Source organism: Pseudomonas sp. Pmew2, assembly GCF_058129885.1.
The window spans coordinates 4,417,957-4,437,630 of sequence record NZ_CM176702.1 but is presented as its reverse complement, the minus strand read 5'-3'; the positions used below and the strand labels follow the sequence as shown (position 1 = coordinate 4,437,630).

Below are 19,674 nucleotides of genomic sequence, written 5' to 3'. Positions count from 1 at the left end.
ATGATCTGGATTGCTTTGAGGTGAGCCAGCTTTGCGTATGCAAATGGTCATTTGAGTACCCTGAAGCGAGCGCGGGATTATACAGATTTTGCCCGGCACTTGGTTATCCATGAGTAATTTTCGGCGAGAGCTTCACGCTTTTTCTTACCCGTTTCAACATCGGATCGGATCAGGCTAAAACACAGGGAAAATTCAGGCGAATCCCTTATCTAGTGTTTTTTACATTTCGAAACGCAGGATATAGTGTCTGCTGATTTTGGGCAACAGGGTACTTTGTCGCACGTAGACTGTGTTTTCACCGACTCGTAATCGGCAGGTTTTTTGGGCGCTAAGGCCACTGGGCTTCTTGGCGTGATCAGGCCATTGAAGGGAGGGTTGATGGTCGGCTTCAGCGCTAAATTTGGCTGCACATTTAACACGTGAATCGATGAATGGTTCAGGTTTCTGGCAAGATAGGCTTTCCGATACAGCGCTCAAACACGTTTATAAGCGGACCATATTCGCAATCCACCGCATAGATATTCGCTTGCATCCATTCCTCTGCTTCTACTGCCCACCAGCTGATTTCGTATCCTGCGTTCATGATGAGATGTTCGAACAATACTCGCTGGGCCCTGCCATTGCCCTCTCTGAAGGGATGAATGACATTCAGATCACCGAAAGCTTCGGCGCTGGCGTTTACAAGCTGTTCTCGTTCCAGCTCTTGAAGCCAGTTTACGTTAGCGAGAGGAGCAAATATTTTTTTCGCCTCAGGCTCGATGCGGGTTGTCGTGCAGAAACGGGTATTCCCTTTGGATATGTCTACAGTACGTAGCTCTCCCGCCCAGTCGTAAAGATCTGCGAACAGAAGGCGATGAAGGTATTTCAGGTACGAGAGATCGTATGGAGGCGGTGCAAACTCGATTAGACTCAAAGCGACTTCAGACAGTGCGCGCTCCGCATCTGACAGTAGATCATCGCTAGTCAAGTTCAAGCGGTTTTTCAAAATAGACGTGCCGGGATAGCAGTATGGATCCTGGTTAGCCCCATATTTATCGAGCATCAGGCCTGTTTGTTACGGTAAGTTTTCAACAGCTCTTCGCGAGTCGGAAGAGGACGCTCGGCATCGAGCGGCGTGCAGTCATAACCTTCCAAGCGCAAGCTGGCTGCATAATTGGATCGCCGCACCTTGGCAAAGTGAGCTTTTTTGGCTTGAATTGAGAGCGTCGGCATGGTTGAGACTCTGATTTCGTTAAGGTGTCAGTGTAGCTAAAAAATGAAGAGTGTTGGAGGGGGGCTGATTGCTGATGTCGTAAGAGGAATCAGCTCTGGCCTTCAGCTGGGCGGAAAGTCCTCCCCGGCAATGTATGTCGGGGAGGATAAATTCAAGCGTCGAGCTTGTGTGTCCAGCGTGGAAGCCCAGATGCGGATAGATAGTTCACAAGGTGGGGCGATCCAAAAAATCGGATGCCAGCACCTACTTTGTACGCAAGGGCGGACTGATCAACACGTAGTCCAGCGTTGCGAGCGGCGGCTGTAAGCTGTGCCAGCAGACTATCGTTGTCCCCATTGATGGCTTTCGCGTCGAACACCGCAAAATTAATCCATGTACCAGTAGTAGAACGCTCTTTGACGTGTGCCATGTTGATTTTCATTATGGCGTCCTCAGCGTTTTGGGGATTGTGAAACAAGCGATGCCGCGAGGGCTTTGCTCGTTTGGCTGTATTTATCGCTTTGCAGCACATTTCCTGCGATATGCTCCATTCTCTCGCCCGTCTGCTTGCCTGAGCTCGCTTGAGCTAGAGCCGATGCTGCCAAACTCTTGGCTATGGCCGAGGTACTAGATGACCGGAGGGTCTCAGAGGCTAGGTGTGCTAAAGATACGGATGTCACTTTGGTGTTGGTTCCCATAAGGGAGCTCCTTTGGATTAAATAAAATTTCACACCCAAAGGAGACCGCCGAGCAGGGAGCCATTGACGCGAAGGTCTGTATTTGGCTCAATGCACGTCCTTTGGGGGCATTCGTATTGCATGGCTCTGGACGGAGCGGGTGATTGCGTTGGGTCTCCACAACTTTTGCGCAATCGCTCGCTAGCTTCTCCATCACCTTGTCCAGCTTCGGACTCTTCAGAAAAGCACCATTTTTCAGCGTGCCTAACTCATATTGAGAGATTTCTAGGTATAACCATCTAGGCTAGGCCATGGCTTTCACTGTCCATCTTTCAATCGTTTCATTTCGTGATTGTCTTTCGGGTTCTATCCACTCTGCTGTGTGATGAATTTTTCGGACTTGAGAAGAGCTCTAAGCAAGTGCCCCGTTCTCAGGGGCACCGCAGTTACTTTCTTACTGGCAAGCCTCACAATCCGGCTCGTCGATTGCGCAAGCCTTTGGCACTGGGGCCGGGCCGGCCGGTGCTGCTTCGGTTGGGCGTGGGGCGGTGATCGCCGAGTCGTCCGGGCCGTGGCCGCCGCTCGATACTGCGTTGAGCTTGCCGGTGTTGACGGTGGACTTCTCGGTGCTGGTCGCGGCCAGGGCACGGAGGTAGTAGGTGGTTTTCAGACCACGGTACCAGGCCATGCGGTAGGTCACGTCCAGCTTCTTGCCCGAAGCGCCAGCGATGTACAGGTTCAGCGACTGAGCCTGGTCGATCCACTTCTGACGACGGCTTGCCGCGTCGACGATCCACTTGGTGTCCACTTCGAAAGCAGTCGCGTAAAGCTCCTTGAGCTCCTGCGGGATGCGCTCGATCTGTTGTACCGAACCGTCGTAGTACTTCAGGTCGTTGATCATGACCGAGTCCCACAGGTCGCGAGCCTTGAGGTCGCGAACCAGGTACGGGTTGATCACGGTGAATTCGCCGGACAGGTTCGATTTCACGTAGAGGTTCTGATAGGTCGGTTCGATCGACTGCGACACGCCAGTGATGTTGGCGATGGTGGCGGTCGGTGCGATGGCCATGATGTTCGAGTTACGGATACCTTTCTGCACACGGGCACGAACCGGCGCCCAGTCCAGGGTTTCCTTCAGGTCGACATCGATATACTTCTCGCCACGCTGCTCGATCAGGATCTGTTGCGAATCCAGCGGCAGGATGCCTTTGGACCACAGCGAACCCTGGAACGTCTCGTAGGCACCGCGCTCGTCGGCCAGGTCGCAGGACGCCTGGATGGCGTAGTAGCTGACGGCTTCCATGGACGTGTCGGCGAACTGCACCGCAGCATCGGAACCGTACGGGATGTGTTGCAGGTACAGCGCATCCTGGAAGCCCATGATGCCCAGGCCGACCGGACGGTGGCGCAGGTTGGAGTTCTTGGCCTGCGGCACGGAGTAGTAGTTGATGTCGATAACGTTATCGAGCATGCGCACTGCTACATCGACGGTGCGCTTGAGCTTGTCGGTATCAAGCTTGCCGTTGACGATGTGGTTCGGCAGGTTGATCGAGCCCAGGTTGCAGACCGCGATCTCGTCCTTGTTGGTGTTCAGGGTGATCTCGGTGCACAGGTTCGAGCTGTGAACCACGCCCACGTGCTGCTGCGGGCTGCGCAGGTTGCACGGGTCCTTGAAGGTCAGCCATGGGTGGCCGGTTTCGAACAGCATCGAGAGCATCTTGCGCCACAGATCCTTGGCCTGGATGGTCTTGAACAGTTTGATCTTGCCTGGGTATTCGGTCAGCGCTTCGTAGTACTCGTAACGCTCCTGGAAGGCCTTGCCGGTCAGGTCGTGCAGGTCCGGTACTTCGGATGGCGAGAACAGGGTCCACGGGCCGTCGTCGAAGACGCGCTTCATGAACAGGTCAGGGATCCAGTTGGCGGTGTTCATGTCGTGGGTACGACGACGATCATCACCGGTGTTCTTGCGCAGCTCGATGAACTCTTCGATGTCCATGTGCCAGGTTTCCAGGTAGGCACAGACAGCGCCCTTGCGCTTGCCGCCCTGGTTGACCGCAACGGCGGTGTCGTTGACCACTTTCAGGAACGGTACGACGCCTTGCGACTTGCCGTTGGTGCCCTTGATGTACGAGCCCAGCGCACGAACCGGCGTCCAGTCGTTGCCCAGGCCGCCTGCGAATTTGGACAGCATGGCGTTGTCGTGGATCGCGTGGTAGATGCCCGACAGGTCATCCGGCACGGTGGTCAGGTAGCAGCTGGACAGCTGTGGACGCAGGGTACCGGCGTTGAACAGCGTCGGGGTCGAGGACATGTAGTCGAACGACGACAGCAGGTTGTAGAACTCGATGGCGCGGTCTTCACGGGCTTTCTCTTCGATTGCCAGGCCCATGGCCACGCGCATGAAGAAGATCTGCGGCAGTTCGAAACGCACGCCATCCTTATGGATGAAGTAACGGTCGTACAGGGTTTGCAGGCCCAGGTAGGTGAACTGCTGATCGCGCTCGTGGTTGATGGCCTTGCCGAGTTTTTCGAGGTCGAATTCGGCCAGCACAGGGTTGAGCAGTTCGAACTTGATACCGGTGGCGACGTAGGCAGGCAGCGCCTTGGCGTACAGGTCGGCCATTTCGTGGTGGGTGGCGCTGTCGGCGACACCGAGGAAACCCAGACCTTCGGCGCGCAGGGTGTCCATCAGCAGGCGGGCGGTGACGAACGAGTAGTTCGGCTCACGCTCGACCAGGGTACGTGCGGTCATGACCAGTGCGGTGTTGACGTCTTTCAGCGCCACGCCGTCATACAGGTTTTTCAGGGTTTCGGTCTGGATCAGGTTGGCGTCGACTTCAGCCAGGCCTTCACACGCTTCGGTAACGATGGTGTTCAGGCGACCCATGTCCAGCGGCGCAAAGCTGCCGTCGGCGAGGGTGATGCGGATCGACGGGTGAGCCTGGACCTGATCTTCAGGGGCACGAACGGCACGCTCCTTGGCGCGCGAATCGCGGTAGATGACGTAGTCGCGAGCCACTTTCTGCTCGCCGGCACGCATCAGCGCCAGTTCGACCTGATCCTGGATTTCTTCGATGTGGATGGTGCCGCCCGAAGGCATGCGCCGTTTGAACGTGGCGCTGACCTGTTCGGTCAGGCGTGCAACGGTGTCGTGGATGCGCGACGAGGCGGCAGCGTTGCCGCCCTCAACTGCAAGAAACGCCTTGGTGATGGCAACGGTGATCTTGTCATCCGTGTAAGGAACGACAGTGCCGTTACGCTTGATCACGCGCAGTTGACCGGGAGCAGTGGCAGACAGGTCCTGTGGGGTCTGGCTGGCCTGCGGCGCGCCGGTCGGCGAGTTCTCGCGAGTTGTGTCTGTTTGCATGTGTGACTCCACGTTCCTTTAAGTTTGTTCGGGCATTGCTGCCCACCGTTTCGTTTCGAGCAGTAAGTCGCAAAAGGCGACTCAGGGGCTCCAAAACGAAGGTGGAAGCGGGAGGTACAGCCGCTTCCAGGTTTTGAAGCCAAAAAGGACCGGGCTGTGCCCGATCCTTTGAAAATCTGATGAAGAATGCGTGTTCGATGTTGCAAAACGTATACGGGATGGCTCTGGCTCAAGCGCGAGCGGTTTGGGTGCCTAAACCGGCTTGAAGTTCAACCCCTCAGACGCAACAAAAATGCTTGAATTTCCCATTTGAGTTGTGCTGGTGTTTTTGCGAAAAACCCCACATGTAGGGTGTGTCTCGTCGCCGGGCTACAAGATAATGCGTTTTGGACATGAATTGCAACGCACCGCCTGTGGATAAAGTGTGTGTAGTTTGTGTATGAATCGCACACCATGCGTGTAGGCCGCATAACTACTGGATCGTGACCGTTTGTCACCGATTTCTGTAGGTACTGGCGACAGGTTGCTGATTTTTGAGGGCGCGAACCCTATCACAAAAAAACGCTGCTGCAAGACCTGTCTGGCATGTGATGTGCTAAGCCGCGTCGGGTGTCGTGCGAGGCGGGCGGCGGTTGCTACACTCGCCTGCGACGCGGTGCCGCAACCCTTGTTTTGAATAACAACAATGGGTCAATCACAACAAGGGGAGGTTGCTTTGGAGCCACACACCTGGCATGTACTGATTGTCGAAGATGACCAGCGACTGGCCGAGCTGACCAGCGATTACCTGCACAACAACGGCCTGCGCGTAAGTATTGAGGGCAATGGCGCGCTGGCGGCAGCGCGAATCATTGCCGAACAGCCGGATCTGGTGATTCTTGACCTGATGCTGCCCGGCGAGGACGGTTTCAGTATCTGTCGCTCGGTACGTGACCGTTACGACGGGCCGATTCTGATGCTCACCGCGCGCACTGATGACACCGATCATATTCAGGGGCTCGATACCGGGGCTGACGATTTCGTCTGCAAACCGGTGCATCCGCGCGTGCTGCTGGCGCGTATTCATGCCTTGCTGCGCCGCAGTGAAGCGCCACAGGTGCCTGCTGCAGAGCTGCGGCGGCTGGTGTTCGGCCCGCTGGTGGTGGACAACGCCCTGCGCGAGGCCTGGCTGCGCGAGCAGAGCATCGAGCTGACCGGCGCCGAGTTCGACCTGCTGTGGCTGCTGGTGGCCAATGCCGGGCGCACGCTGTCCCGCGAGGAAATCTTCACTGCGCTGCGCGGTGTGGGTTATGACGGGCAGGATCGTTCTATCGATGTGCGTATCTCACGCATCCGCCCGAAAATCGGCGACGACCCCATCCACCCGCGTCTGATCAAGACCGTGCGCAGCAAGGGCTATCTGTTTGTGCCCGAAGCGGCGCAGGACATGAGCGGCCACGTGTTCAGCGGCTGACCTTATGAACTCGATCTTTCTGCGGATCTACGGCGGCATGCTCGGCGTACTGGTGCTGGTCGCGCTGCTTGGCGTGTTCGCCCTGCACGTGCTTAATCAGTCGCGCGGCGAGCAATACCGCGAACGTCTGGCCCACGGCACCTTTACGGTGATGGCCGACAATCTGGTGCCGCTCGATGGCATCGAACGGCGCCGCGCCCTGGCGATCTGGGAGCGCTTGCTGGGCATTCCCCTCAGCCTGCAAAGCATCGAGCAGGCTGGACTGGACAGCGGCGCGCGCGGTCGTCTGGCGCGTGGGCAGGTGGTGGTCGAGCAGATCGGCCCGCACGCCGCCAGGGTCTATCGTCAGTTGAGCGACAAGGAACCGCTGCTGCTGAGCGGCGAGGTGCAGCAGATCACCGAGCAACTGGCGCGAGCCACTATTTACCTGCTGATCGACGAGCTGGTGCGCTTTCCGGTCGATGAGCAACCGGCACGCCTGCAAGCCCTGCGCATCGACAAGGGCTTTGGTTTCGACTTGCATCTACTGGCGCTGGACCAGGCTGACCTGGACGATGACCAGCGCCGCCGCATCTATGAAGGCGACACGGTGATGGCGCTGGGCAAGGGCGGCGACTCGATCCGCGTGCTGGCCGGAATCGTCGACACCAACTGGGTGCTGGAAATCGGCCCGCTGTATCAGATGAACCCCTATCCGCTGCACTGGCTGCTGGTGATCGCCTTGATGGGCCTGTGTTTTATCGGTCTGGTGTTGTACTTGCTGGTGCGGCGTCTGGAGCGGCGCGTGTTGGAGCTGGAAGCTGCAGCGACGCAGATCGCCCAAGGCAGCCTGCAAACCCGCGTGCCGACCGAGGGTTCCGACTCGGTGGGGCGGGTGGCGGCGGCGTTCAACAGCATGGCCGAGCACCTGCAACGCTCGCTGATGATCCAGCGCGAGTTGGTGCGCGCGGTGTCTCACGAGCTACGCACGCCGGTTGCACGCTTGCGTTTCGGTCTGGAGATGGTCAGCGACGCCACCACTCCCGAGGCGCGGCGCAAATACATGCGCGGCATGGACAGCGATATTCAGGACCTCGACAAACTGGTCGATGAAATGCTCACTTACGCGCGCCTTGAGCAAGGCGCGCCGACCCTGAACTTCCAGCGTGTCGATCTGGATGCGCTGATCGATCAGGTGATCGCCGAACTGGCACCCTTGCGCGCCGATGTGCGGGTTTCACGGGGCGAATGTTTGACCTCTGAAGAGGGCGAAGCCGCCTGGGTCGAGGCAGAACCGCGTTATCTGCATCGTGCGGTACAGAACCTGGTGAGCAATGCGATGCGCCATGCGGAAAACGAGGTGTGTATCAGTTATCGACTGGAGGCGCAGCAGTGCCGTATCGATGTGGACGATGACGGTCCCGGCGTTCCGGAAGAGGCATGGGAGCAGATTTTCACGCCGTTCATGCGTATCGATGACAGCCGCACCCGAGCGTCAGGCGGGCATGGGCTGGGCCTGTCGATTGTGCGGCGGATCATCCATTGGCACGAAGGTCGCGCGCTGATGCTGATCGGGCGCAGCGCCAGCCTGGGTGGCGCGTGTTTCAGCCTGTCCTGGCCGCGTACGCAGGTGCCGCGTTGAGTGCTCAGCTGTTCAGTGGTCCGCTTGAGCGCTTCGGGCAGACGTTGCTGGCGGCAGATGATTCGCGCCCTGATTCGCGCCCTGTAGTGGCGTTGTCTGATCTGCTGCAAGCCGAGCGGCTTGATCAGTTACTGCTGAGCATTTACGGGCCGCAGTTGATGCCCAGCCAATTGCCGGTGCTGGTGTCGCAATGGGCCAAGTTTTACTTCATGCAGGTTATTCCGCCGGTGCTGGTTGCCAGTCTGGTGCATGGCTGGCATTGGCCGTTGGCGTTGGAGCAGGTCGCACTGGCAGTGGATGAACGTGGCCTGCCGAATGGCGTTCGTTTGGCGGGTGAGGGAGAGGCCTGGCGGGGCATTCCGGCTGATCCGTTTCAACAGTTTGCCGGATTGCTTGATGACAATCTGCAGCCCTTTATTGCCGCATTGAGCGCCTATGGCGGGCTGCCCTGCGCGGTGTTGTGGAGCAGCGCGGGGGATTATCTGGAAGGCTGTCTTGTGCAACTGGCCACGTGCAGCACTGTGTCATTGGCGCCAGGGCTGGCGCTGTTGAGCGAGAGGAAAAGGCCGGATGGGCGGGCCAATCCTCTGTTTCAGGCGGTGCGTTATGTTGTGCAGGCGCAGGGTGATGAGCCGCGCAGGCAACGTCGTGTGTGCTGCCTGAGTCATCGGGTGGAGTGGGTCGGGCGTTGCGAGCATTGTCCGCTGCCCGGCTGATCAGCCTTCGACTGCGACCAGACTCAACAGATGATCACCCAGCACACTGAACTGGCCGTCGAGTTCCTTGCCTGCGTGCCATTCAGTGGACAGATCGATGAGCAGGCGCAAGCGCGCGCTGCCGTCGGCGGACCATTCAAGCAGTTGCGCGTCTTCAAAATAGAAGCGCTTTTGCACGATGGGATAGAGCGCCTTGAACAACGCTTCCTTGATCGAAAAGGTCAGGGTCACGCGCAGCGCGACTTGATCCTGCGCGCCTGCTGCCATGTCGGCCAGCTCGGCAGCCGTCAGAATTTCCCCGGCCAGTCGCGAGGCACGCTCATGGCTCAGCAGGTTTTCCGTGTCCAGCCCCAGTCCGCGCCATTGCCGCTTGTGCGCCACCACAGCGGCGGCCCAGCCGGTGCTGTGGGTGATCGAGCCACAGACATCAGCGGGCCAGGCTGGCGCACGGTCTTCACCCACAGCAGGAACATGCAGACGGCCATCCAGTTGGCGCATGGCTTCGCGGGCACAGAGACGACCGGCGAGGAATTCAGTCTGACGTTTGGCCACCGAACGCTGAATGCTCGCCGGCATTTGCAGCTCACAACGCTGAAAGTCGCCGTCGACCAGCTTGAGCGGATCGAACCGCCCACTGACCAGCACCGCGCCCGGCAGCGCATGCGGCAACGGCCAGTGCTGAACGAGTTCGGGGCAGCAGACGGGGAGGTCGGGTAATTGAGTCATGGGCGGCATTTTGCCGGGGGAACGGGTTTGAGGGAAGGGCACTGGTAACATCCGCGTCCTCTTGACGACGCAGAGCGTCGAGAACTGCATTCCCATGCTGGAGCGTGCGGAATGATCGTAACTATCGTGCGTCGCTCTGCGTCGCATGCCGTTCCGGACGCTCCGCGTCCTCTTGGCGACGCAGAGCGTCGCGACGTGCATTACCACGCTGGAGCGTGGGAACGAGAATCCAACTATCGTGCGACGCTCCGCGTCGCATGCTGTTCCGGACGCTTCGCGTCCTCTTGGCGACGCATAGCGTCGCGACCTGCATTCCAACGCTGGAGCGTGCGGAACGATCATCTCAACTATCGTGCGTCGCTCCGCGTCGCATGCCGTTCCGGACGCTCCGCGTCCTCTTGACGACGCAGAGCGTCGCGACCTGCATTACCACGCTGGAGCGTGCGGAACGAGAATCCAGCTATCGTGCGACGCTCCGTGCAGAAGGAGCATCTGTTACTCAACCAAATATCTTCTTGAAGAACACCTGCATGTCTGACCAGGAGCTCTGGTCGGCAGCCTTGTCGTAGCCGATGTCCGGGCCGCCGTGGTCGCCGTGGCTCAGGCGGTCGGCGTCGGGGTTGGTGAAGCCGTGTTTGGCACCGTCGATGCTGACGAATTTGTAGTCTGCCTTGGCGTCGTCCATTTCCTTTTTGAACGCCGCAACGTTTTCAGCGGTGACCATGCTGTCCTTGGCGCCGTGCTCGACCAGCATCGGCACTTTGATGCCCGGTTTGGCCGGGGTATTGGTGACCAGTGCGCCGTGGAAGCTCACTACGCCCAGCAACGGTTCGCCGCGCCGCGCCGCGTCCAGCACGATCTTGCCGCCGAAGCAGTAACCGATCGCTGCAATTTTTTTCGGGTCGGTCTGAGGTTGCTTCTTCAATTGCTCCAGCCCGGCAGCAAAGCGCTTGTCAGCCGCATCGCTGTCCTTCAGCGCAGCCTGCATGAATGCCATCGCGTCCTTCGGGTGCTCGGTGTTCTTGCCTTCGCCGTACATGTCGATGGCCATGGCGCTATAGCCCAGTGCAGCCAGGTCGCGGGCGCGGCGCTTGGCGTAGTCGTTCAGGCCCCACCACTCGTGAACCACCAGAATACCTGGGCGTGGACCTTTTACCGCGTCGTCGTAAGCGTAGTAACCCACCAGTTTGGTTCCGTCGGCACTCTTGTAATCGATCTGCTCGGTCTTGATAGCTGCCTGAGCGAGTCCGGTCAGGCCCATCATGATCATTGCAATCCACACACGCATGGTCAGCTCCTTTTGATAGTTTGAGGTCGCAAACAACCATAGCCGATTCCGCTGCATCCGGTGTAGATGACTGTTCAGCGCCGGTTCATGGCGTGTTCAGTCGGGGTTCAGCCCGGCGCGATTACTGTTGGGCCGTACCTTGACAGCGTCCCCGAGCGCAAAAGGAGTCGATATGTTGAATCTCAACAAGTTTTTCCTGGCCTTGGCTTTTCTGGGTGGCAGCGCCGCAGCGCAGGCGGGCGATGGTCGGCTTGACGTGGCTCGTATCGAGTTCGGCAAGACCAGCGAAAGGCTTGATGACGCCAACAGCTGGGGGCATGCGCTCGGGGAACAGGCACATACCAATGTTTCTGTGGGCACACTTTATTCACCGCCGGTTTACGGCACCCTGACAGGGACTCACAATGGCGTGCCTGTCAGCCGCGAAATCCTGCTGGGCAGCTATGATGTGACACAACACGTGCCCGTCAGCGCCCGCCTGTTGAGTACTGATGCGACGATGTCGTTTCATTCTTTGTCTTGAGGCTGCGATTGTGCCTGGGAGAGCTGCATGAAGTTGTTGGTAGTTGAGGATGAAGCGCTGCTGCGCCACCACCTGCGAACCCGTCTGACCGAAGCGGGACATGTGGTGGAAGCGGTGGCCAACGCTGAGGAAGCGTTGTATCAGGTCACGCAATTCAATCACGACCTGGCCGTGATCGATCTGGGCTTGCCGGGCATCGGTGGGCTGGACCTGATTCGGCAGTTGCGCACAGTGGGCAAGGCGTTTCCGATTCTGATCCTGACCGCGCGCGGCAATTGGCAGGACAAGGTCGAAGGGCTGGCGGCCGGCGCTGACGACTACGTGGTCAAACCCTTCCAGTTCGAAGAACTGGAAGCGCGGCTCAACGCCTTGTTGCGGCGTTCCAGCGGCTTCATTCAGTCCACCATCACGGCTGGCCCGCTGCTGCTGGACCTCAATCGCAAGCACGCCGCGCTGGCTGAACAACCGCTGGCGCTGACCGCCTACGAATACCGCATCCTCGAATACCTGATGCTCCATCACCAGCAGGTAGTGCCCAAAGAGCGCCTGATGGAGCAACTGTATCCTGATGACGACGAGCGCGACCCAAACGTGATCGAAGTGCTGGTCGGCCGCCTGCGTCGCAAGCTGGACAGCAACGTGGCGTTCAAACCTATCGAAACCGTGCGCGGCATGGGCTACCTGTTCAATGAGCGCTGTACGTGATTCGTTCGCTTCGCCTGCGCCTGATGCTGGGTGCCGCCACTCTGGCGGTGATCTTCATGCTGCTGATGCTGCCTGCTTTGCAGGGGGCGTTCAGCCTGGCGCTGCGCGGGGCGATAGAGCAACGCCTGGCTTCCGACGTGACCACCATGATTTCTGCGGCGCGCGTCGAAGACGGCCATCTATTGATGCCGTCTGTGCTGCCGGGCGAACAGTTCAACCTGCCGGGCAGTCGTCTGCTGGGCTACATCTATAACCGCCAGGGGCAGATGGTCTGGCGCTCACTGTCCACCGAAGGCGAGAACATCGACTACCGCCCGCAGTATGACGGGCAGGGCAGCGAGTTCACCAAGATCAAGGGAATCAATGGCGATGAGTATTTCGTCTATGACGTCGAGATCCGGCTGCTCGGCGGGCGCAATGCCGCGTTCAGTATCGTCGCCGTGCAGCCCTTGCGCGGCTATCAGGAAACCATCGACGGTTTGCGCCGCAAGCTCTATCTGGGCTTTGGCGCAGCACTGGCGGTGCTGCTCGGGTTGCTGTGGATGGGCCTGACCTGGGGGTTGCGTGCCTTGCGCGGCTTGAGCCAGGAACTGGATCAGGTGGAAGCCGGCGTGCGCGACAGCCTGAGCGAGGAGCATCCCAGCGAACTGCTGCGTCTGACCGACTCGCTCAACCGCCTGCTGCGCAGCGAACGTGAACAGCGGATTCGTTACCGTGATTCGCTGGATGACCTGGCCCACAGCCTGAAAACACCGCTGGCGGTCTTGCAAGGGGTCAGCGAAAACATCGCCAAGCGCCCCGAAGATGTCGAGCAGGCGTGGGTGCTGCAATCGCAGATCGAGCGCATGAGCCAACAGATTGGCTATCAACTGCAACGGGCTAGCCTGCGCAAGAGCGGTCTGGTGCGGCACCATGTCATGCTGCGGCCTGTGGTCGAAAGCCTGTGCAACACACTCGACAAGGTGTATCGCGACAAACAGGTCAAGGCCACGCTGGACCTGCCGGAGCATTGTCAGGTGCACATGGAAGAGGGCGCGTTGCTGGAAATGCTCGGCAACCTGCTGGAAAACGCCTATCGGCTATGCCTGAGCGAAGTACGCGTGAGCTTTACCCGCTCAGCGGACGGCGATGAACTGTGCATCGAAGACGACGGCCCCGGCGTCCCGCAAAGCCAGCGTGCGCGCATTCTTGAACGTGGCGAACGCCTGGACCGCCAGAACCCTGGGCAAGGCATTGGTCTGGCGGTGGTCAAGGACATCATCGAAAGCTACGGCGCACAACTGACCCTGGGCGATTCCCCGCTGGGCGGCGCGGCGTTCAGGATTCATTTCCTGGCGCAGTGAGGGTGTGTTCGTCCAGTGTCAAGAGCGGACGCAGAGCGTCCAGAACAGCATGCCAACGCGGAGCATTGGCACGATAGTGTTATCACACCTGTCGTTCCTCACGCTCCAGCGTGGGAATGCCGTGCGTGACGCTCTGCGTCACACCTCTGCGCGTCACCAGGTACTCCAGTCACCACAGAAAGACGGCGGATACCCGCCACTGTGTGCCCATTTTTCCCACCATACGGCGGAAAACCGCCACGTCTTTTTCGGATTGCGTCTACCGTTACCCGTCTGCGCCTTGTAATGCGGGGTTTTGATGGCTATTTGATTCTATGGCACGCCTATTGCTATCTACATGGCAGAGGCCTGCCTTGCGCAGCTCGACAAAACAAATCCCTCCAGTGCAGGAGGGTTAGCGCTTTATAGGCTCGCGTGCATCAGGTGAAGATGCCGACGACGCCCTTGAGGAAAACTGCAATGACGACTCGTCAGCCCATCTACAAATCCCTCTATTTTCAGGTAATCGTTGCGATTGTCATCGGTATCCTGATCGGTCACTTCTACCCGGACACCGGCAAGGCTCTAAAGCCGCTGGGTGACGGGTTTATCAAACTGATCAAGATGGTTATCGCGCCGATCATCTTCTGTACCGTCGTCAGCGGCATCGCCGGCATGCAGAACATGAAGTCGGTCGGCAAGACCGGCGGTTATGCGCTGCTGTACTTCGAGATCGTTTCGACCATCGCTCTGCTGATCGGTCTGATCGTGGTCAACGTGGTTCAGCCGGGTGCCGGCATGAACATCGACGTCAGCACGCTCGACGCATCCAAGATCGCGGCTTACGTCACTGCCGGCCAGGATCAGAGCATCGTCGGCTTCATCCTCAACGTGATTCCGAACACCATCGTCGGCGCGTTTGCCAACGGCGATATCCTGCAAGTCCTGATGTTCTCGGTGATCTTCGGCTTCGCCCTGCATCGTCTGGGTTCGTACGGCAAGCCGGTTCTGGACTTCATCGATCGCTTCGCCCACGTGATGTTCAACATCATCAACATGATCATGAAGCTGGCGCCCATCGGTGCGTTCGGTGCCATGGCCTTCACCATCGGTGCCTACGGCGTAAGCTCGCTGGTGCAGCTGGGTCAGTTGATGATCTGCTTCTACATTACTTGCGCGCTGTTCGTGGTGCTGGTGCTGGGTGCCATCTGCCGCGCTCACGGTTTCAGCGTCTTCAAGCTGATTCGTTACATCCGTGAAGAGCTGTTGATCGTACTGGGTACTTCCTCGTCGGAATCGGCCCTGCCACGCATGCTGATCAAGATGGAGCGTCTGGGCGCCAAAAAATCTGTCGTGGGTCTGGTTATCCCGACGGGTTACTCGTTCAACCTCGACGGTACGTCGATCTACCTGACCATGGCTGCCGTGTTCATCGCTCAGGCGACCAACACGCACATGGACATCACCCACCAGATCACTTTGTTGCTGGTGTTGCTGCTGTCCTCCAAGGGTGCTGCTGGCGTAACCGGTAGCGGCTTCATAGTTCTGGCTGCAACCCTGTCGGCTGTCGGCCACCTGCCGGTTGCCGGTCTGGCGCTGATTCTGGGTATCGACCGCTTCATGTCCGAAGCCCGCGCCCTGACCAACCTGGTCGGTAACGCTGTTGCCACTGTTGTGGTTGCCAAGTGGGTCGGCGAGCTGGACACCGACAAGCTGCAGTCCGAGCTGACTTCCGGTGGCTCTGCCATTTTGGAAACCCGTCCTGAAGACGACCTCGGCGTTGCCGAAGGCCCGACTCCAGCCGGTGCGGTGAATACCACCAAAACCGTCTGATTAACCGTCAGGCCATAAAAAACCCATCTTCGGATGGGTTTTTTTATGCCTGTCGTTTGTCTGGGGAGTTATTCCGTGCGCGTCTCGCCGCTGAACACCAATGGCTCGCGGCAGCGGCGGCAAAGGTAGCGCCGGCCCTTGCGAACCATGCTGTGACGCTGGGCAGTGAACGGAAAGTCGCTGTCCGGGCAAGGGCAGCGGTAGATGTAACGGATCACGCTGCGTCGCTTGACGGCGTAGGTGTGGCAGCGGTTGGGTGGCAGTTCATAGACGCCGCGCATGATCAGTTGCCATTCTTCGCCATGTGGCTGGATGCTGCCGCCAAACAGCTGGTGGGCAATCAGGTGCGCGACTTCGTGCGGCACGGTCTGGCGCAGGAAGTCTTCGGCGTTTTCCTTGTAGAGCTGCGGATTGAAGCGCAGCAGGTTTTCGTGCAGGTGAGCGACACCAGCCTTCTGGCCGCGCAACTGGAAACTGACCACTGGGCGTTTGAAGGTGCGCTTGAAGAAGGTTTCGGCTTGTTGGTAACAGGTTTCAACGCGTGAATTGAGTTGGTCGGGCATGCTTTAGGATTCTCCAGTGCGCCAAGTATGCCGCAATGTGACTACGCTCTGAAAATGCTGGCCGCCCGGTGGTCGTTTTTGATCAAGGGCGATTGCCAGTCTGAACAGCACGCGCGCGGCATATTTAACCAAAGGTCGGTTATAGGTAAAATGCCCGGCTTTTCTCAAGCTACCGTCAGCGGATATTTCCATACATGGGCACCCTTTCAGTCAATCAGAACAAACTGCAGAAACGTCTGCGTCGGCTGGCCGGCGAGGCGGTTGCCGACTTCAACATGATCGAAGAGGGTGACAAGGTCATGGTCTGCCTGTCCGGCGGCAAGGACAGTTACACCATGCTCGATGTGCTGATGCACTTGCAGAAAGTCGCGCCGATCAAATTCGACATCGTGGCCGTCAACATGGACCAGAAGCAGCCTGGCTTCCCCGAGCACGTGCTGCCTGCGTATCTGAAAGAGCTGGGTATCGAGTACCACATCGTCGAGAAAGACACGTATTCAGTGGTCAAGGAATTGATTCCTGAAGGCAAGACGACCTGTTCGCTGTGTTCACGGCTGCGTCGTGGCACGCTGTATACCTTCGCTGATGAAATAGGTGCTACCAAGATGGCACTGGGGCATCATCGAGACGATATCGTCGAGACGTTCTTCCTCAACATGTTTTTCAACGGCTCGCTCAAGGCCATGCCACCCAAGCTGCGTGCCGACGATGGCCGTAACGTGGTGATTCGTCCATTGGCGTATTGCCATGAAAAGGACATTCAGGCCTATTCAGACCTTAAACAGTTTCCGATCATCCCGTGCAACCTCTGCGGCTCTCAGGAGAACCTGCAACGTCAGGTGGTCAAGGACATGTTGATCGACTGGGAGCGCAAGACACCGGGTCGCACGGAAAGCATCTTCCGCGCCCTGCAGAACGTACAGCCCTCGCAACTGGCTGATCGCAACCTGTTCGACTTCAGCAACCTGCGCATCGACGAAACCGCTGCGTCGCGGTTCGTCAATGTGGTGAATATCTGACGGTGCTCAGTGGTTGACGGTGAACGCCAGCATGGCTGACAGCTGGCACATCGGCCGACCGCTTTCTGCGTGCCATTGGTTGAAGACGTCCTGCACAATCGCCTGATCGCGTTTGCTGGTAGGCACGCGGTCGACGATATCCTGCGCGTTCAGCGCGGCCACCACGTCCCAGGTCGGAATGAAGGTGTCCTTGCCGATCATGCGCAGAAAGCGTGGCGCTGACAGTCCGCCCATCTGGTTGCCGTGTTTGGCAATGTACTGCCAAAAGCCGGTGATGTTATCGACCGGCCACTCGGCGATGAATTTGCCGAAACTGCCGTGCTCCTGTTCGATGTCCAGAACCAGCTGTGCATTGCGCGGCACGCTCTTGAGTTTGCCCAGGTGGCGGATGATGCGCGCATCCTGCATCAGCCGCTCCAGGTGATCAGCCCCCATCAGCACGACTTTTTCCGGGTCGAAGCGGAAGAAGACCTCCTCGAACGCCGGCCATTTAGAGTCCACCAGACTGTGTTTCAGGCCTGCACGAAACACGCGCAGGGCCATGGTCGACAGATAGCGGTCGGCGCTGATGGCTTGCAGTTGTTTCGGTGTCTTCGGGGTGGGCAGGTGGGCTTCCAGTGCTTTGGCGGAGCCGAATCGATTCAGGCAATACTCGTTCAGCCATTTGTAGTCTTGCATCGGTTCTCCAAAGAAATTCAACAGGCAGGTCAAGGGTTCAGACCGACCCTTGCGCTGCAAGTTTGCGATTTAACTGAAAGCGTCAGACCACGCCCTGCCGATTCAGCTGCGTGTTGTGTCCAGCTGCAAGGCGGTTTTGGCCAGGCGCTGGCCCAGTGCACGGCACAGGTCAGTCTCATGGCGGTCCAGCGCGCGCTTGCCATCGGCACCGGCGTGATGACTGGCACCATAAGGCGTGCCACCCCCTGCGGTTTCCAGCAGCGCCGATTCGCTGTAGGGCAGACCCATGATCAGCATGCCGTGGTGCAGCAACGGCAGCAGCATCGACATCAGCGTGGTTTCCTGGCCGCCGTGCAGACTGGCAGTGGAGGTGAAGACGCCTGCGGGTTTGCCGACCAGTGCGCCGGTCAGCCAAAGGTTGCTGGTACCGTCGAGAAAGTATTTCAGCGGGGCGGCCATGTTGCCGAAGCGCGTCGGGCTGCCCAGCGCCAGGCCTGAGCAGTTTTTCAGGTCGTCGAGGGTCGCGTACAGCGCGCCGTTTTCCGGGATCTCAGGGGCGGTCGCTTCGCAGTCGGCGGAAACGGCAGGAACGGTGCGCAGCCGAGCTTCCATGCCGCCCAGCTCGATACCGCGGGCAATCTGCCGGGCCATTTCGCTGGTGGAACCGTTGCGGCTGTAATAGAGGACCAGAATGTAAGGTGTGCTCACGGCAGCAGCTCCAGGATGTTCTCGGGTGGGCGGCCAATCACAGCCTTGTCGCCAGCGACCAGAATCGGCCGCTCGATCAGTTTGGGGTGCGCGGCCATGGCGGCGATCAGTTGCTCGTCGCTCAGGCTCGGGTCGGCCAGGTTGAGTTGCTTGTAATCGTCTTCGCCGGTACGCAACAGTTGCCGGGCAGTGATGCCCAGCTTGCCGAGCAGGTCACGCAAACGCTCTGCGTCGGGCGGGGTTTCCAGGTACAGTACGATATCGGGCGTCAGGCCGCGGGCCTGAAGCAGTTCCAGCGCGCCGCGGGATTTGCTGCAGCGCGGGTTGTGATACAGCGTCAGATCGGTCATTTGCACGTCGCATCTTGTGTGGGGTGGCGTATTCTAACCAGCGATGGCACTGTCCGACATATCGAATGGTCAATAGTCGTAGCCTGGATATAAGTGATTGCAGGTTGAACGGGGCGAGGAAGGAAACAAATGGCAAGGCGATTAACAGCAGCAGTGATACTTTTCGGCAGCTTGCTGCTCAGCGGATGTGGCGTGGACCTGGGCACTGACCAGAACGGCCAGAAGGTGGCCAGCGAGCGAATCAAGGGGCATTGGCTGGTGGTGAACTACTGGGCCGAATGGTGTGGCCCGTGCCGTACCGAGGTGCCGGAATTCAACGCATTGTCCGAACAGCTCAAGGACAAGAAGGTCACGGTGCTGGGTGTCAACTTTGACAACCTGCAGGGCGATGAGTTGAAAAGCGCTGCCAACGCACTGGGTATCAAATTCACCGTGCTGGCTCAGGACCCTGCCGAGCAGTACAGCCTGCCGCCCTCCGAAGCGCTGCCGGTGACCTACATCATCGACGACAAGGGCAAGATGCGCGAGCAACTGCTCGGTGAGCAGTCAGCCGCCACCGTGATCCAGAAGCTCAAGGCATTGCGCGGGGAGGGGTGATCGGATCGATTTTCGACGCTCTGCGCCGTAACGAGGACGCGGAGCGTCCAGAACGGCATGCGACGCGGAGCGCCGCACGATAGTGCAATGCGCGAGCAGTCGGCTGTGATTCAGGCGTTGCGCAGAACATCGCACGATATCGGGATTATCGTTCCCTACGCTCCAGCGTGGGAATGCAGGTCGCGATGCTCTGCGTCGCAAGAGGACGCGGAGCGTCCAGAACGGCATGCGACGCGGAGCGCCGCACGATAGTGCAATGCGCGAGCAGTCGGCTGTTATCCAGGCGTTGCGCGGGGCGTCGCAGGATAGTGATCGTTCCCTACGCTCCAGCGTGGG

At 58.9% G+C, this 19,674-nt stretch carries 20 protein-coding genes; 9 read left to right on the top strand and 11 right to left on the bottom strand.

What is annotated here, in order from left to right:
* Positions 1–436 precede the first annotated feature (436 nt).
* The 5 genes from AC4ANK_RS20390 to AC4ANK_RS20370 all read right to left on the bottom strand — a co-directional run bounded on the left by AC4ANK_RS20390 (position 437) and on the right by AC4ANK_RS20370 (position 5,236).
* Positions 437–1,042 carry a Fic/DOC family protein gene (locus AC4ANK_RS20390; protein WP_002554638.1) on the bottom strand — a complete coding sequence of 202 codons (606 nt, stop codon included), beginning with the start codon at positions 1,040–1,042 and terminating at the stop codon, positions 437–439.
* The gene (locus AC4ANK_RS20385) at positions 1,042–1,212 is read right to left on the bottom strand and encodes a YhfG family protein (RefSeq protein ID WP_002554637.1); all 171 of its coding nucleotides are present in this window, start codon (positions 1,210–1,212) and stop codon (positions 1,042–1,044) included. The genes AC4ANK_RS20390 and AC4ANK_RS20385 overlap by 1 nt, the downstream gene beginning before the upstream one ends.
* A gap of 152 nt (positions 1,213–1,364) precedes the next feature.
* On the bottom strand, positions 1,365–1,634 hold the full coding sequence (locus AC4ANK_RS20380; RefSeq protein ID WP_031597244.1) for a hypothetical protein: 270 nt from the start codon (positions 1,632–1,634) through the stop codon (positions 1,365–1,367).
* A 10-nt stretch (positions 1,635–1,644) separates the two neighbouring features.
* Complete coding sequence (locus AC4ANK_RS20375) at positions 1,645–1,890, bottom strand: hypothetical protein (RefSeq protein WP_080438558.1); 246 nt, start codon at positions 1,888–1,890, stop codon at positions 1,645–1,647.
* A gap of 433 nt (positions 1,891–2,323) precedes the next feature.
* Positions 2,324–5,236 carry a ribonucleoside-diphosphate reductase subunit alpha gene (locus AC4ANK_RS20370; protein WP_002554636.1) on the bottom strand — a complete coding sequence of 971 codons (2,913 nt, stop codon included), beginning with the start codon at positions 5,234–5,236 and terminating at the stop codon, positions 2,324–2,326.
* A gap of 685 nt (positions 5,237–5,921) precedes the next feature.
* Between AC4ANK_RS20370 and AC4ANK_RS20365 the strand changes: the two genes are divergently transcribed.
* The 3 genes from AC4ANK_RS20365 to fhuF are packed head-to-tail and all read left to right on the top strand — an operon-like array spanning position 5,922 to position 9,026.
* Positions 5,922–6,689 carry a response regulator gene (locus tag AC4ANK_RS20365; protein WP_031597245.1) on the top strand — a complete coding sequence of 256 codons (768 nt, stop codon included), beginning with the start codon at positions 5,922–5,924 and terminating at the stop codon, positions 6,687–6,689.
* A 4-nt stretch (positions 6,690–6,693) separates the two neighbouring features.
* A complete protein-coding gene (locus tag AC4ANK_RS20360) occupies positions 6,694–8,310 on the top strand; it encodes an ATP-binding protein (RefSeq protein WP_460384677.1) in 1,617 nt (538 codons plus the stop codon).
* The gene (gene fhuF, locus AC4ANK_RS20355) at positions 8,268–9,026 is read left to right on the top strand and encodes a siderophore-iron reductase FhuF (protein WP_002554633.1); all 759 of its coding nucleotides are present in this window, start codon (positions 8,268–8,270) and stop codon (positions 9,024–9,026) included. Before AC4ANK_RS20360 ends, fhuF begins: the two co-directional genes overlap by 43 nt.
* On the opposite strand, the gene AC4ANK_RS20350 is transcribed toward fhuF, so the two are convergent.
* The gene (locus AC4ANK_RS20350) at positions 9,027–9,752 is read right to left on the bottom strand and encodes a 4'-phosphopantetheinyl transferase family protein (protein WP_002554632.1); all 726 of its coding nucleotides are present in this window, start codon (positions 9,750–9,752) and stop codon (positions 9,027–9,029) included.
* A 499-nt stretch (positions 9,753–10,251) separates the two neighbouring features.
* Positions 10,252–11,040, bottom strand: coding sequence for a dienelactone hydrolase family protein (locus tag AC4ANK_RS20345; protein ID WP_002554631.1), 789 nt, complete (start codon positions 11,038–11,040; stop codon positions 10,252–10,254).
* 172 nt (positions 11,041–11,212) lie between these two features.
* Between AC4ANK_RS20345 and AC4ANK_RS20340 the strand changes: the two genes are divergently transcribed.
* From AC4ANK_RS20340 to AC4ANK_RS20325, 4 genes are all read left to right on the top strand, one after another.
* The gene (locus AC4ANK_RS20340) at positions 11,213–11,563 is read left to right on the top strand and encodes a hypothetical protein (RefSeq protein ID WP_002554630.1); all 351 of its coding nucleotides are present in this window, start codon (positions 11,213–11,215) and stop codon (positions 11,561–11,563) included.
* Between the two features lie 27 nt (positions 11,564–11,590).
* A complete protein-coding gene (locus AC4ANK_RS20335; RefSeq protein ID WP_002554629.1) occupies positions 11,591–12,268 on the top strand; it encodes a response regulator in 678 nt (225 codons plus the stop codon).
* On the top strand, positions 12,265–13,611 hold the full coding sequence (locus AC4ANK_RS20330; RefSeq protein WP_002554628.1) for an ATP-binding protein: 1,347 nt from the start codon (positions 12,265–12,267) through the stop codon (positions 13,609–13,611). Before AC4ANK_RS20335 ends, AC4ANK_RS20330 begins: the two co-directional genes overlap by 4 nt.
* A 459-nt stretch (positions 13,612–14,070) precedes the next feature.
* Positions 14,071–15,423, top strand: coding sequence for a dicarboxylate/amino acid:cation symporter (locus tag AC4ANK_RS20325; RefSeq protein WP_002554627.1), 1,353 nt, complete (start codon positions 14,071–14,073; stop codon positions 15,421–15,423).
* A gap of 68 nt (positions 15,424–15,491) precedes the next feature.
* Here AC4ANK_RS20325 and AC4ANK_RS20320 read toward each other — a convergent pair whose 3' ends face one another.
* Entirely contained in the window at positions 15,492–15,986 is a 495-nt protein-coding gene (locus AC4ANK_RS20320) for a SprT family zinc-dependent metalloprotease (RefSeq protein WP_002554626.1), read from the bottom strand.
* Positions 15,987–16,180: 194 nt separating this feature from the next.
* Between AC4ANK_RS20320 and ttcA the strand changes: the two genes are divergently transcribed.
* On the top strand, positions 16,181–17,005 hold the full coding sequence (ttcA, locus tag AC4ANK_RS20315; protein ID WP_002554625.1) for a tRNA 2-thiocytidine(32) synthetase TtcA: 825 nt from the start codon (positions 16,181–16,183) through the stop codon (positions 17,003–17,005).
* A 6-nt stretch (positions 17,006–17,011) separates the two neighbouring features.
* Here the strand turns inward: ttcA and AC4ANK_RS20310 are convergent, their stop codons facing one another.
* The 3 genes from AC4ANK_RS20310 to arsC form a co-directional block, all read right to left on the bottom strand.
* Entirely contained in the window at positions 17,012–17,683 is a 672-nt protein-coding gene (locus AC4ANK_RS20310) for a DNA-3-methyladenine glycosylase I (RefSeq protein WP_460384681.1), read from the bottom strand.
* 102 nt (positions 17,684–17,785) lie between these two features.
* Positions 17,786–18,391, bottom strand: a complete 606-nt coding sequence (gene wrbA / locus AC4ANK_RS20305; RefSeq protein WP_002554623.1) for an NAD(P)H:quinone oxidoreductase — start codon at positions 18,389–18,391, stop codon at positions 17,786–17,788.
* Positions 18,388–18,741 (bottom strand): arsenate reductase (glutaredoxin), encoded by a 354-nt coding sequence (arsC, locus tag AC4ANK_RS20300; protein ID WP_002554622.1) that lies wholly within the window; start codon positions 18,739–18,741, stop codon positions 18,388–18,390. Before arsC ends, wrbA begins: the two co-directional genes overlap by 4 nt.
* 129 nt (positions 18,742–18,870) lie before the next feature.
* On the opposite strand from arsC, the gene AC4ANK_RS20295 reads away from it, so the two are divergent.
* The gene (locus tag AC4ANK_RS20295) at positions 18,871–19,338 is read left to right on the top strand and encodes a TlpA disulfide reductase family protein (protein ID WP_002554621.1); all 468 of its coding nucleotides are present in this window, start codon (positions 18,871–18,873) and stop codon (positions 19,336–19,338) included.
* Positions 19,339–19,674: the final 336 nt, after the last annotated feature.

Coding starts and splice junctions, on each gene's coding strand:
- ttcA (WP_002554625.1), top strand. CDS start 16,181: ATGGGCACCCTTTCAGTCAATCAGAACAAACTGCAGAAACGTCTGCGT.
- AC4ANK_RS20340 (WP_002554630.1), top strand. CDS start 11,213: ATGTTGAATCTCAACAAGTTTTTCCTGGCCTTGGCTTTTCTGGGTGGC.
- AC4ANK_RS20380 (WP_031597244.1), bottom strand. CDS start 1,634: ATGAAAATCAACATGGCACACGTCAAAGAGCGTTCTACTACTGGTACA.
- arsC (WP_002554622.1), bottom strand. CDS start 18,741: ATGACCGATCTGACGCTGTATCACAACCCGCGCTGCAGCAAATCCCGC.
- AC4ANK_RS20345 (WP_002554631.1), bottom strand. CDS start 11,040: ATGCGTGTGTGGATTGCAATGATCATGATGGGCCTGACCGGACTCGCT.
- AC4ANK_RS20360 (WP_460384677.1), top strand. CDS start 6,694: ATGAACTCGATCTTTCTGCGGATCTACGGCGGCATGCTCGGCGTACTG.
- AC4ANK_RS20365 (WP_031597245.1), top strand. CDS start 5,922: ATGGGTCAATCACAACAAGGGGAGGTTGCTTTGGAGCCACACACCTGG.
- AC4ANK_RS20385 (WP_002554637.1), bottom strand. CDS start 1,212: ATGCCGACGCTCTCAATTCAAGCCAAAAAAGCTCACTTTGCCAAGGTG.
- AC4ANK_RS20335 (WP_002554629.1), top strand. CDS start 11,591: ATGAAGTTGTTGGTAGTTGAGGATGAAGCGCTGCTGCGCCACCACCTG.
- AC4ANK_RS20370 (WP_002554636.1), bottom strand. CDS start 5,236: ATGCAAACAGACACAACTCGCGAGAACTCGCCGACCGGCGCGCCGCAG.
- AC4ANK_RS20375 (WP_080438558.1), bottom strand. CDS start 1,890: ATGGGAACCAACACCAAAGTGACATCCGTATCTTTAGCACACCTAGCC.
- AC4ANK_RS20320 (WP_002554626.1), bottom strand. CDS start 15,986: ATGCCCGACCAACTCAATTCACGCGTTGAAACCTGTTACCAACAAGCC.
- AC4ANK_RS20325 (WP_002554627.1), top strand. CDS start 14,071: ATGACGACTCGTCAGCCCATCTACAAATCCCTCTATTTTCAGGTAATC.
- AC4ANK_RS20295 (WP_002554621.1), top strand. CDS start 18,871: ATGGCAAGGCGATTAACAGCAGCAGTGATACTTTTCGGCAGCTTGCTG.
- AC4ANK_RS20310 (WP_460384681.1), bottom strand. CDS start 17,683: ATGCAAGACTACAAATGGCTGAACGAGTATTGCCTGAATCGATTCGGC.
- AC4ANK_RS20390 (WP_002554638.1), bottom strand. CDS start 1,042: ATGCTCGATAAATATGGGGCTAACCAGGATCCATACTGCTATCCCGGC.
- AC4ANK_RS20350 (WP_002554632.1), bottom strand. CDS start 9,752: ATGACTCAATTACCCGACCTCCCCGTCTGCTGCCCCGAACTCGTTCAG.